This window comes from Tundrisphaera lichenicola, from assembly GCF_051175385.1.
GTDB classification, from domain to species: Bacteria; Planctomycetota; Planctomycetia; order Isosphaerales; family Isosphaeraceae; genus Tundrisphaera; species Tundrisphaera lichenicola.
Window position 1 is genome coordinate 3,899,308 of the sequence record NZ_CP195106.1, and the last position, 13,290, is coordinate 3,912,597.

Here is a 13,290-nt window from a genome sequence, read left to right on the forward strand (position 1 = left end):
AATCGTCCCGGGATACCACCGATAGCCCGGGATCACTGGCGAGGATACTGATGCGAAACGACCCGGGATTGGCGATCTGGATCGTGGCGGCCCTGGTCTCCCTCTGCACCTTCGCCCGGGCCGATGACCTGGCCGGGGCCCTCGGACACCTGAGGGGCGAGAGGGTCCTCGAGCACATCAAGGTCCTCGCCTCCGACGATTTCGAGGGGCGGGGGCCGGGGACTCCCGGCGAAGACAAGACGGTGGCCTATCTGACCGACCAGTTCAAGGCGATCGGCCTGAAGCCGGGGAATCCGGACGGGTCCTTCACCCAGGACGTCCCCCTGATCGGTTTCCAGGCGCTGGCGACCTCGGGAGCGATCCGATTCAAGGAAAAGACGATCGACCTGAAGACCTCCAGCGACTGGGTCGCCGTGAGCCGGAAGTACGCCCACGCGATGGACGAGCTGGTCCGGGTCGGGAAAGCGCAGGCCAAGGCCCAACCGAAGGGCGTCGCCGACTTCCGCCAGGTTTCTGCCCCCCTCACCAGCACCCTGATGATGGACGACTCGGAAGTCGTCTTCGTCGGCTACGGCGTGGTCGCGCCCGAGTACGGCTGGGACGACTACAAGGGGCTGGACGTGAAGGGGAAGACGGTCGTGATGCTGATCAACGACCCGGCCGTCCCCGACCCGGCCGATCCCTCGAAGCTCGACCCTTCCCTCTTCCAGGGGAAGGCGATGACCTATTACGGCCGGTGGACCTACAAGTATGAGATCGCCTCCGAGAAAGGGGCCGCGGCCTGCCTGATCGTCCACGAGACCGGCCCGGCGGGGTATCCCTATGAGGTCGTCACCGGGAGCTGGGGCCGGGAGAACTTCGACCTCTTCACGCCCGACGGCAACTCCAAGCGTGTCACCGTCGAAGGGTGGCTGGCCCTGGACACCGCCCGGAAGATCTTCGAGGCCGCCGGCCAGGACTTCGACAAGCTCAAGGCCGCCGCCGCCCGGAAGGATTTCCAGCCCGTCCCGCTGGGGGCCCAGGCCGACTTCTCGGTGAAGAACCAGCTCCGGCGGGTCGACTCGAAGAACGTCGTCGCCCGATTATTGGGCTCCGACCCCAAGCTCCAGGCCGAGCATGTGGTCTACACAGCGCACTGGGACCACCTCGGCAAGGATTCGTCGCTCGATGGGGATCAGATCTTCAACGGCGCGGCCGACAACGCCTCGGGGACCGCCGCCCTCCTGGAAATCGCCCGAGGGTTCACCCTGCTGGACACCCCACCCAGGCGGTCGATCCTGTTCCTCGCCGTCACGGCCGAGGAGAAGGGCCTGCTCGGGGCACGATTCTACGCCGAGCATCCCCTGTATCCCCTGGCCGATACGCTGGCCGATATCAACATGGACGTGATCAATCTCTGGGGGAAGACCCGCGACATCGTCAGCGTCGGCCTGGGGAATACGACCCTCGACGATCTCCTGGCCGAGGCGGCGAAGGTCCAGGACCGGACCATCGTCGGCGATCCCGAGCCCGAGAAGGGGATGTTCTACCGCTCGGACCATTTCGAGTTCGCCAAGCAAGGCGTCCCCGCGCTCAACGCCAAGGCGGGGATCGACTACATCGGCCAGCCTGCCGACTACGGCCGCCAGAAGCGCGACGAGTACACCAAGAACGACTATCACAAGGTCACCGACCAGGTGAAGCCCGACTGGGACCTCTCGGGAGCCGTGCAGGACATGCAGCTCCTGATTGATGTGGGCTACCGGGTCGCCCAGGGGGAGACTTATCCCACGTGGAAGCCGGGGACCGAGTTCAAGGCCCGTCGCGAGGCCTCGCTCAAGGCGGCGGGACGCTGACGTGGCGACCTCGAACGAGCCCTGGGGGAACTGGCCGATCGTCCGGCCCGTGGGCGTCTGGCGTCCCCGGATCATCGCGGCGATCTATGCCCTGGCGTTGCTCCCCCTGACGGTCCTGCCCAGGCACAGCGGCAACGTCTTCTCGCGGTACATGACCATCGAGGCGATCGTCGAGCGGGGCGAACTGGCGATCGAGCGTTCCCCCCTTTTAGCCCGGAGCGGATCGCCCGACGTGGTGAAGTTCGGGACGCATTTCTACTCGGACAAGCCGCCGGTCCTCTCGGCGATCGCCTCGCCAATCTATGCCTTGCTGAATGTGCTGGGGGTCCGGTTCAGCGGGCCGGGGTATCAGTTCGCGGTTTCGAACCTGGCGATCACCTGGGGCGTGGTCGGCCTGGCCTCGGCCTGGACCCTCGTTAGTATCCGTCGACTCTTGCAGGTGGTCCCGATTCCGCCCTGGGCGGCGGATCTCCTGACGCTGGCCTTCGGGTTCGGCTCGCAGTTGTTGACGTATGCCGTGACCTTCAATAATCACAGCGTCGGGGCGGCCTTGATCACGGCGGCTTTCGCCCTGACGGTCCTGGAGCCGCCCGGCCGGGCCCGCCATCGGGCCCGGTTCCTCGCGGGTTTCTGCGCGGCCCTGGCGGCCACGATCGATCTCCCGGCCGGTGGCCTGTTCCTGGCCGGGCTGTTCGTGATCCAGGCGATCCGGACCCGCTCGGTCCCCTGGGCGTACCTCCTGGGATCGGTCGGCCCCCTGCTGTTCCACGGCTGGCTCCAATCCCTGGTGACGGGCACCCCCCTGCCCGCCGAGATGTATCCCGAAGCTTTTCACTATCCCGGCTCCTACTGGCTGACCCCCGAGGGGACCTGGCGGGAGCGTGGGCCTCGGTTTCTCTCGGCCCTCGACCTGGTCGTCGGCCCGCAAGGATGGCTGACGGTCACGCCGGCCCTGATCTTTGGGCTGGTCGGCCTGGGGATGTCGACGGCTCGACGGGCTGACCCCCTTCGGCCTTCGTCCTGGCTGGTCGGGATCTCGGCCTTGATCCTGATCCTCTACTATACCTGGGGCGTTCGCCGGCTCGACTTCGCCGGTTCGTCGTTCGGGACCCGGCACCTCCTGCCGATCACGCCGGTTTGCTACGTCTTCGGGGTCGTGGCCCTGGGACGTCTCCGAGGCTGGTGGCCTGTCGTCCTGTTCCTCCCGCTCCTGGGGATCGGGTTCGTCTACTCGATCGCCGGGATGAGCGACCCCTGGACCCGGATCGAGCGGCGCGAGAAGGCCGAACCGATGTTGCACGCGGTCCAGCGACTCGTCCCCTTCCGACCCCCCTGGACCCCTCGATGACGACGCCTCGGATCCCGAAATGGGCTGGGATCGCCTTGCTCCTGATCCTCGGGTTCGACCTCTGGTGGCGCTGCCACACGATCGGCCCGACCATTCGCGGAGCCCTCGGCTTCGCCCCGTACCCGGTCGTGACCGGCGAGGCCGAGCCGCTCGACTGCGACGAGGCGGCTTATGCCTACATCGGCCGGGGGCTGGTCCACGGCAAGGTCCTCTATCGCGACCTCTCCGAGAACAAGCCGCCGATGGGCTACTGGCTCTACGCCCTGGCCGTCGCGATCGGAGGGGCGAACGAGACCACGATCCGCCTGATGGCCCTGCCCTACGTCCTGGCCACGATCGCCCTCGTCTGGTGGATCGGCCTGAGGCTCCGGGGGCCGGTCGCCGGATGCCTCGCGGCGCTCGGCTATGCCGTCCTGAGCACCGACCCTTACCTCTACGGGAATGGGTCGAACATGGAGCATTTCCTCAACCTGTTCACGGTGGGTTCTCTAGCGGCGATGGTCCGGGCCGCCGGTCCGGCCGATCGCCGATGGATCATCCTGGCCGGAGCCCTGGTCGGGGCAGCGAGCCTCGTCAAGCAGGTGGCCGCGCTCGACGGGCCGATCTACGCCTTGACGCTCCTCCTGATCGACCGCGGGGAGGCGCTCGAAGGCGGACGATGGGCCCGGAAGCTCAAGGACCTGCTCGCCCTGGCGGGGGGCTTCGCGATCGTCTGGGCGGTCGCGATCCTGGTCCTCTGGCTCCAGGGGGCGGGATCGGCGGCCTATGACGACATCGTGACCTACGGATCGGCCCTGGCGACCTTGAAGGTCCCCGACCCTAACGCCCCCTCGAAGCTGGTCCGATGGATCACCGGCAACGCCGACCCCCAGGGGCGGCTCCCCTGGCCGTTCGACTGGATGTTCGGCAAGACCGACTACCTGGTCTGGTGGGGGACCGGGAGCTGGCCGACCTGGCTCGCGTCGATCCCCGCCGTGGGCTGGCTCCTGATCCGGCGGGATGCGAGACGGAGGCTCCTGGCCGCCTGGACGATTTGCGCCTGGGTCCAGGTGGCGGCCCCGGGCCTCTTCTGGGCCCACTATTATCTCCTGCCGACCCCCGGCCTGTCCCTCTGCCTGGCCGTCGCGTTCATCGATGCCGGCCAGGCATTTCGGACTGCATGGCGACCCTTCCGGTTCGGTAGGTTGATCGTCAGCACGACGGCAATCCTTGCTTTCCTGGCGGCGGGAGCCTGGACCGCCCGGCTCCAGGTTCGCGACTACCTGATGGTGGCCCCCGAGGACCTGACCAGTCGCTTCAAGGGGGGCTATCAGTGGGTGGTCCTCCGCGACATGGGCCGGGACCTGGCCCGAAGGACGTCGGAAATCCCGGACGCGAAGCTTTACGTCTGGGGTTGGCAGAGCCCGCTCTTGATCTATTCGGGGCTCGACTCCCCGACCCGCCACTTCTTCGCCGACCCGCTCCTCGAAGATTATTCCCGAGGCCTACACCGGGACGACCCCCGGGTCCGTCCCCGGGTTGAGCGGATCATGAAAGACCTGGAAGCTGACCCTCCAACCCTGGCTTTCGTGGCCTATCCACCCTTCCCCGAACTCCGGAAGTTCCTGGAAGCCCGCTACGTCCGCTCTCCGCTCGGGGGAATAGATGTCTCGCAAGCGGGTGGGTTGGGACTGTGGGTCCTTCGCAGGTCGATGTAGGGTGCGTCGAGTGTTCGAAGACGCACCGATGGGGCTCTCGCGGTACGTCTTCGAAGACTCGACGCACCCTACCGCAAGTTCTTCGATGATATCGGCCGATCAGTTTGGAAACAGGGGGATGCTCAATGCCCCGATTGTGATCAGGTATCCCATGGAGAGTACGATCATCCCGATGACGAGTGCGAGAATCGAGGCGTATGCCAGTACGTAGGAATGTGGAGGAGAACCCTCTTCTGCCCATCGAAAAGCTTGTCGCATCCCCCAAACGCCGGCCACTCCAAGCAGGATCAACAGTGCAAGTCCGGCGAATGCAAGGACGGCCCATATCAATACGCCGGTTGTCATCGATCTTGCCTTAGGAACATGAGTGGGGGCTGATGCTCTGCTGTAGGTCATTCCTTGAGGGAAGATCAGACCGCCGACGTCGGCACCGGGTCATCGCGATCGGCCGAGGCTACGGCCAGATACCGTTCTCGGAGCCGTCCCATGATGGCTTCCCAGGTCTGGCCGAGGGCGTAGGTCCGGGCGGCCTGGGCCATCTCCCGGCGGAGGGTGGGATCGTCGACCAGTCCGATCAGGGCTCCGGCCATTTGCGAGGGCGGGTCGGCGGGCTCGACGAGGATTCCGGTCTCTCCGGGTCGGACGATCTCCCCGACTCCCCCCGCGCGGATCGCGACGGTCGGGAGGCCGGAGGCGAGGGCTTCGAGGACCACGTTGCCGAAGGTCTCGGTCAGGCTGGCGAAGGCGAACAGGTCGGCCGCCGCGTAGTGGTCGGCCAGGGCCTCGCCCCCCTGATAGCCGACGAAGCGGGCCTTCTCGCCCATCTCGGCCTCCAACTCGGCGCGGGCCGGCCCGTCGCCGACGAACAGGAACCGGACCTGAGGCCGGGCCTCGCCGACCTCGCGGAGGGCCTTCACCAGATGCCCCACGTTCTTCTCGGCGGCGAGCCGGCTGACGTGGCCGATCACCACGTGGTCGGGCCCGAAGCCCAGGGCTTCGCGGAGCCTGGCCCGGTCGGGACGGTCGGGTCGGAAGAGTCGGCCGTCGACCCCTCGGGGCCAGAGGACCAGTCGCTCGAACCCCCGGGCCTCCAGGTCGCGGATCGTGGCCATCGAGGGGACGTAGGTCTCGCGGGTCCGATTGTGGAACCACCGGAGGTAGCGCCAGGCGGCCGGCTTGGCCCAGCCGACGTGGTAGTGGTCGCAGTACTGGTCGAAATTCGTGTGGAAGCTGGAGACGGTCGGGATCGACTTCCGGAGCGAATACCGGAGGGCGCTCAGTCCCAGGGTCACCTCGGTCGCGACGTGGACCACGTCCGGCCGGAAGGCGTCGATCGCCCGGTGAGCCTTCCCGAACGGCGGGATCGGCACGATGACCTCGCGATAGAACGGCAAGGCGTGCGATCTGACCCGGATATCGTGCGGTCGGGTCGAGTCTTCCCCGTAGTCCGGGTGGATCACCTGGACCTCGTCGCCGGCCCGCTCCATGTGGTCGACCAGTTGGCCGAGGGTCCGGGAGACCCCGTTGACCTGCGGGGCGAAAGTTTCGGTGACCAGGGTCAGGCGCATGGGGGGCCTCGACGGAGGGCCGGATTTTCTCTTGATAATAAATGATATCACGAGGACCCCCGGAGGAGCCGTGTCGATCGTGTCAAACTCGCGTGAAATTTGCCAAGTAAACCCGCGTTGGAGGTCCGGAAAGACCGGCCAGAGTCCAGTAATCTGGCTCGCTCGAGCTTCGCCAGAATCCCCCGATCGATATGACTCGACGACTCGTTCGACCGATGGCTTCGTTCGTGGCTCATGAGTGGGTCCATTCGGCGCAATAATGGGTTCGCTCGGACCTCAATCCCCCCCGAATGGCTTCGATCTGACCTGAAAGTGGCTTCGATCCGAAAGTTCAATGGGTTCGTTCTGGCTCGCGAGTGGCTTCCTTCCGCCTCCGCATTTGGCGACCACTGGCATCGAATCCGGCTCCCATCGGGATCTGACCCCTCTGGATCATCAAACTCCGACTTGCAACCGTTCCTCGACAAGATCGTGACTGGGGAGGCCGAAGCAGCACACTTCCTCCCCCATTCGAAACGTCGAGGTTAAGGGGACTGGCTCCGTGGCGCGGCGGAGCTGCCGTCCCCTTCTCCGGCATGGTCAGCCCGGCCTTCGATCGACCTGCTTCCTCTCGCCTGCGAAAGTATCCGATGTGGGAATAGATCCAGGCACCTCCCCCCCGATGTGGAGCCGGTCCCGATCGACTCCCGAAGTGACGCCTTGCCGGGCCGGTCTCAGTGTCGGAACGTAGAGTCCAGGCCCGTCGAAGCGACGCGGACAACCCGGCTCGGAGCGGTGGGCGCTCGATGCACCGAAGAACGACGCGGAGGTGCTCATCCTCCACGATCGGTAACGCCTCGGGCCGGCCCAGCCGGGCGTGCCCGCTCGTCCCCTGAGGCGGGTGATCCCGCCGGGCGTGCGGGGTCATCAGCCACGGCATCCGGTGCCGAGGTCCCCGTCGCCCGAGGGGCGGTCGATCGGGTGGAATTGGGTCGGACTCGGGCTATATCCGAGCACCAGTACCGGGCGTCGATGGCAGGCGGCCTCGGTCAACCCGACGAACGGGGGGGAGTTGAGTCCTCGTGACAATCCCGGGTGGGAGGGTTGCCGCGATTGGAGTGGTGGCGGGGATAATTCGCTTGCGAGCCCCGGACCGTTTGCGGCATGATGCAGATCATGAGGTAGGCAATTCAGGGGAAAGTCAAGCGAAAAGAAATGTCCCTTCCCTTAATTTTGCCTAAATAAAGGGGTAAGAATATGAGAAAATCTGTTTCGAAATCCGTCATCATGCTCGAATTCAACGAGTTGACCCCGAGCCTGATGGATCGTTTCATCGCCGCCGGACACCTGCCGAACTTCGAGCGGCTCCGAGCCGAGTCCCACGTGTACGTCACGGACGCCGAGGAGGATGGTGACAACCTCCAGCCGTGGGTCCAATGGGTCTCGGTACACACGGGGCTATCGGCCAGCGCTTATGGGATAACCAGGCTGTCCGACGGGCACAAGTTGCGAGAGAAGGCCATCTGGGATTTGATCTCGGAAGCCGGATACCGGGTCTGGGTTTGCGGTAGCATGAATGCCCGCTACGATCGACCCCTGAATGGATGTCTCTTGCCGGATGCGTGGTCGACCGGATTGCGGGCCTTTCCCGATGGCGAATTCGACTCCTACGACGCGTTCGTCCGGCGGGCCGTCCAGGAGCATACCAGCGAGTCGCAAGGTCTATCGAAGGAGATGGCCTTGTCCTTCCTCTGGTATATGGCCGGTCACGGCCTGTCCCCGAGCACGATCCGGATGATCCTGAGTCAACTCTGGACCGAACGGCGGACGAATCGGTTCAAGTGGAGGCGTGCGGCGATCGCGGATCAACTCCAATGGGACATTTTTCGGCATTATTATCGCAAGATCCGGCCGCACTTCAGCACGTTCTTCATCAATAGCACGGCCCATTTCCAGCATAGCCATTGGAGGGAGATGGAGCCGGAGGCGTTCCACGTGCTCCCGGATTCGGAGCATCTGGCCGAGTTCAAGGACGCCATACTCTACGGCTATCAGCAGATGGACCGGATCGTCGGTCGCTTCCTGTCGCTAGCCGGGTCGGAGACGACCCTGATTTTCAGTACCGCCCTCAGCCAGCAGCCCTATACGGACGCCGAGACGGCCGGAGGGAGGCATTTCTACCGCCTGCGAAGCCCGGCCGTCCTGGCCGATCGTCTCGGCCTGCAGGGTACTTACACCTACCATCCCGTGATGGCCGAGCAGTTTGTCCTGAGGTTCGCAGACGCGGACGCTGCGGAGGCGGCGAAGCGGTATCTTGACGGCTTCCGGGTCGGCTCGACTTTGGCCTTCCACGGCAGCCTCGAGGACGCCGACCTGATTCTCCAGTCCAATCAAACACGGGAGGTCTCCAAGACGGCGACGCTGCGAGACGAGCGCACCGGCCGGGAAGTGCCCTTCTACGACCTGTTCTATCAGTTGGACAACTTGCAGAGCGGGCGACATCACCCGGATGGCATGCTCTGGGTGCGTTATCCGAACCGCTCGCACCGGTCCCATGAGCGGAAGATGCCGGTCCGCTCGATCGCCCCGACCATCCTGGAAATGTTCGGCCTATCCCGTCCACAATACATGGATTGCGATCCAATCGCGGTCCCCTCCGAACTCCATCCGGTGGCCTCCTCGGCTTGACCGACCCCGGCCATCGGATCCGGTTGATGTACCCGCCGAATCATAACTCGCGGCTGAACCAGGCGGAGACCTGGTTCAGCATCCCGGTCCGCAAGCTCCTGCGTCGGTCCGGATTCGAGTCGCTGGAAGACCTTCAGGCGGAGGCTCCTGGAGTTCATCGAGTCCTTCAACCGGAGGATGTCCAAGTCGATCAAGTGGCTCGACTCACCCAGGCTGATGAGAGGGCAAGAGCCTCCCGGATAGCTACTCCTGTCTCACGGCACCAAGCCCTGCTCGATCATCTCGGCGGCACGCGGTGCACCGCCTCCCGCCCGGATGGAGTCGCGGATAAGCTCGGCGGCGGCGCGGTAGGCCTGGTCCGTTTGTACGCGAACCACCGCGGCACGCAGCGTCTGGGCGGTCAATCGCTCGTGGGCGATGGCCTCGCCGGCACCGACCCAGGCGACTCGGGCGGCGATCCCCGGTTGCTCGTTCGCGACTGGTACGGCCACCATTGGAATCCCCGTCGCCAGCGCGTCGAGGACGGTATTCAGGCCGGCATGGGTCACCGCGACTGTGGATCGGGCGAGCAGATCCAGCTGGGGGGCATAGGGGACCACGACCGGGCGACCTGGGAGTTCGCCCAGTGCCTCCGGGGTCACGCCGTGACCGGTCGAAATGACAAGTTGAACGTCGAGCCCCTCGCACGCTTCGGCAATCACCCGGAACGTGCCCCCGATCCGGTTTTGCAGTGTCCCGAGCGATGCGTAGATCAGCGGGCGGCCGTCGAGGCGTTCCCACGGGAATGAGACCGGCTGGTAACCGCCCGGAAGGCGGAGCGGGCCGACGAACCGGACCTGCTTCGGCAAATCCCGCCGGGGGAACTCGAACAACTCGGGCTGCTGGCTGACCTGAAGCCGGTCGGACCAGGTTCCTGTGATCCGCTCCGGGACGGGCAGGCCGAGTTGGCGTCGTCTTTCCTGGATGAGAGTGAGGATCGGGGCATACATCCGATTCAATCCCGCCCACGCGATTTGGTTGCGAAGCCGAGCCCACCTCGTGTCCCGAGGTTGCCAGTGGGTGAAGAACGGCGGCGCCGCAGGATCGGAGTGGAGGAGTAACGCGTTACACACCGTCGCGAAGGGGAGCCCCAACTGGTCCGCCACCGTCCCCCCGGATAATGACGCCTGATCGACTAGCAAGGCGGTCACGCCGACGGAGCGAACGGCCGTCGGCCCTACCTCCAGCGTGGCTTCGGCCGAGCGTCGCCCCATCGAAAAGGTGTGCGTGAGCGCCGCCCGGCCTTGAAGCGTGCCAAGCCGTTGAAGCCCGGCCCGATATTCGTCGGGCGGGAAGACGGACTCGCCCAGGGAGATGATCTCGAATCCGGCCGCCGCGACCGATGAGGGCGGGTCGCCCAGCAGGAAGAAGGTGACCCGATGCCCACGGGCTCGGGTCGCGTCGGCCAGTGCCACCATCGGGTTCAGGTGTCCCGGTGAATTCGGGCAGAAGACGCCGATGTGACCCATGACTTGCTCCGAATCGCGACATGGCCTGCGTGGACTGAGGTCGAAACTCGGCCGAACGGCCGAAAGAGTTCGTTGCATGACCGGGAAACGCCGCGTGCGACGGCCTCGCTGAGGCGAGAGTTTAACGAAGAAAGTAGAAGCATTCTACTTTTCGGGCAGGAGGGCGCCGGGCTCGATCTCTCAAAAGCTTCACGGATCCGAGGCAAGTCGAGGGAGACATCCTGGCAAGCCAGCGGGGGAAGGGGCCGGCCTTCCTTACCGGCGGCTTACGTAGACGGGCAGGCAACCGAGCCCGTTCCCGCTGGGTTGAGACGAGGATCATCTGGCTGTAACCGATTGGGGCGGTGATAGTAATCTTGCGAGTCGCGAGGGTGAAGCCGCATGCCAAGACCGAGAGAAGGCGGTTTTTTCTCATGCTGACACCGGTTCTATCCGAAATTGAATTGGTTTGAGCGGTCGCGATGAATGCTTCGATTGGCCACGTCATGATTCCAGAGGTTCGTGGCTTCCATGGCTTTGATGACCCATCTTGTGATTCCACGGCGATTGCTCGCCTGCACCTTGTTGATTGCGCTGATCGGATCGAATGGCGGCTGCGGCGGGGTTCAAACCCGCGATGCCGTGCTTCGTCGATCGCTCCGCGAGAGCATCGAACGAGTCGAGACCGCTCTTTCCCTCAGCGCTCCTTCGCGAGAGGTTCTCGCGCGCCATCGGTTGCTGGGCCGGGACTCCGAAGCGGCGGCCACCTGCCTGGAGTTGAAGCTCCAGGGCCTGCCCGGGGCCGAGCCGAATGGCGCACTGGCCCTCGCCGAGCTCTGGTATCGGGAGGCGGTCGGGTGTCATCGGAATGATCCCTCGGCGGCGATGGTCGCCTTCCGTAACGCGGCCTCCGCCTCGGCACTCGCGGTTGGCGAGCCTCGAACGGGATGCGTCGAGCGGGCGGTCGAGATCCACAATCGAGCCACCGCTCACTTGATTCGGCTCTCCGAGGATCCGCGAATCCGCGGCGACCTTCGCTGGGCCGACGCACTCTCCGGTTTCGGGATCAACGCGGCGGCGTCGAGCGCGTTCGTCGATCCCTCCCGGTTTGCGACGATCGATCCGGCGGACGATCTCCTCGTGCGTGGGATGCGCCACGAGTACGTCGGGAAGGGGTTGGGGGTGCCCGTGGTGGCCCTCCGGCCCAACGATCGGACCAACCCCACCGAATCGAACGAGGCTTATTACCCCCTCCGGTTGAGGGTCGGAGCCACGGTCGTCGCCGAGCCCGGGGGAAGTCTCCTCGATGGGAGCTGGCGTACCGCGCCGCTCACGCTGGTGTTCCACGACCCGTTCCTGGCTCGATCGGTGACAGCCGGCCAGCAGACCCTGCCCATGGCATACGATCGGACCACTCCGCTCGCCGTCCAGGCGTCACAGAAGATTATCTCGGCCTCGACCCTGGCGGGATTGTTCGTCTCCGACCTCCAGACCGGCATCGACCCTGGCCTTTATCTGCTCAGGCCGTACGAGCCGGGGAAGATCCCCGTGGTCTTGATCCACGGCCTCAGCTCCAATCCGGCGGCGTTCGTTCAGACGATCAACGACCTGCGCAACGATCCGCGAATCTCCGGCCGATATCAGTTCCTGCTGTTCGCCTACAAGACCGGGCAGCCGATCCCAACCTCCGCTTATCGACTCCGCCGGGCGCTCTACGATCTGGAGTCGAGGTTCGGCGGAGATCCCGCCTTTCATCAGATGGTGCTGGTCGGTCACAGCATGGGAGGCAATCTGACCCGGTTCATGGTATCCGACTCCGGGACGACCCTCTGGAACGCCGTTTTGAATCGGACCCCGGAGCAATTCCAGGCCTCGCCCGAGACGCGTGCCGAGCTGACCGAGCTATTGATCTTTCGGCCCGTCCCTTTCGTCCGCCGAGCCATCTTCATCGCGGCTCCTCACCGGGGGAGCCGGATCGCGGACGCGCCTTTCGGTCGAATCGTGTCCCGGTTCATCCGGCCGCCTCAGCGACAGGTGGAACTCGTCGAGGAGTTGAAGGCCGCGAATGGCCCCGACATCTTCAAGGACGACCTCTTTCGGCGCAAGTCGATCAACTCGATCGGTAACCTCAGCCCAAGGAGTCCGATTCTCCTGGCCATCGACCGACTCCCGATCGCTCCTGGGGTCCGAACCGACTCGATTATCTTCGATTTCCTGGGCCGGTTTCCCTCCGACCTGGTGGTCAGGAGATCGAGTTCCACACTCTCCGGCGTCGAGTCCGAGCGAACGCTCCCGGGCACCCACTTCTCGCAGCAGAGTCAACCGGCCATCGAGGAACTCCGACGGTTGCTCCTCGACGAGGTCCGGACCGAGTGGACGCCAGGCCCGATTCCCTCGGCAGGCTCGCAAGAATAATCGACAGAGTGCTCGCGGCAGTCGACTCATCCGTTGTTGCTTGGGCGACCTACCACGGCCCGTCAGATTACGGGCGATCGCGTCACTCTTCGGTTCCTTGACGACATCCTTGTTCGGTGGTCCGTCGATGCCATGCTCCACCAACGTACACCAACCCCCTCCGGGGAGTGCCCGTTTCCGATTGCCCTGCGGTGGGCTGCGGCTCAGCCCCGGCCTGCCGCCCTGTTCGATCATCACGAATCGAACGGGGCGTGGCCGAGAGGATGATCTCTC

7 protein-coding genes are annotated in these 13,290 nt (G+C 65.0%); 5 read left to right on the forward strand and 2 right to left on the reverse strand.

Features of this window, described 5'->3' with window-relative positions; all coding sequences use genetic code 11:
- The first annotated feature begins 50 nt into the window (after positions 1-50).
- The 3 genes from P12x_RS15610 to P12x_RS15620 are packed head-to-tail and all read left to right on the forward strand — an operon-like array spanning position 51 to position 4,880.
- Positions 51-1,835 carry a M28 family peptidase gene (locus P12x_RS15610; protein ID WP_435005227.1) on the forward strand — a complete coding sequence of 595 codons (1,785 nt, stop codon included), beginning with the start codon at positions 51-53 and terminating at the stop codon, positions 1,833-1,835.
- Position 1,836: 1 nt separating this feature from the next.
- Complete coding sequence (locus P12x_RS15615) at positions 1,837-3,183, forward strand: hypothetical protein (RefSeq protein WP_435005228.1); 1,347 nt, start codon at positions 1,837-1,839, stop codon at positions 3,181-3,183.
- The gene (locus tag P12x_RS15620) at positions 3,180-4,880 is read left to right on the forward strand and encodes an ArnT family glycosyltransferase (RefSeq protein WP_435005229.1); all 1,701 of its coding nucleotides are present in this window, start codon (positions 3,180-3,182) and stop codon (positions 4,878-4,880) included. The genes P12x_RS15615 and P12x_RS15620 overlap by 4 nt, the downstream gene beginning before the upstream one ends.
- Before the next feature lie 410 nt (positions 4,881-5,290).
- On the opposite strand, the gene P12x_RS15625 is transcribed toward P12x_RS15620, so the two are convergent.
- The gene (locus P12x_RS15625) at positions 5,291-6,448 is read right to left on the reverse strand and encodes a glycosyltransferase family 4 protein (RefSeq protein ID WP_435005230.1); all 1,158 of its coding nucleotides are present in this window, start codon (positions 6,446-6,448) and stop codon (positions 5,291-5,293) included.
- Positions 6,449-7,714: 1,266 nt separating this feature from the next.
- Here P12x_RS15625 and P12x_RS15630 point away from each other — a divergent pair.
- Complete coding sequence (locus P12x_RS15630) at positions 7,715-9,115, forward strand: hypothetical protein (protein WP_435005231.1); 1,401 nt, start codon at positions 7,715-7,717, stop codon at positions 9,113-9,115.
- Between the two features lie 254 nt (positions 9,116-9,369).
- Here the strand turns inward: P12x_RS15630 and P12x_RS15635 are convergent, their stop codons facing one another.
- Positions 9,370-10,623 (reverse strand): glycosyltransferase, encoded by a 1,254-nt coding sequence (locus P12x_RS15635; protein ID WP_435005232.1) that lies wholly within the window; start codon positions 10,621-10,623, stop codon positions 9,370-9,372.
- A 510-nt stretch (positions 10,624-11,133) separates the two neighbouring features.
- On the opposite strand from P12x_RS15635, the gene P12x_RS15640 reads away from it, so the two are divergent.
- Positions 11,134-13,017 carry an esterase/lipase family protein gene (locus tag P12x_RS15640; RefSeq protein ID WP_435005233.1) on the forward strand — a complete coding sequence of 628 codons (1,884 nt, stop codon included), beginning with the start codon at positions 11,134-11,136 and terminating at the stop codon, positions 13,015-13,017.
- Positions 13,018-13,290: the final 273 nt, after the last annotated feature.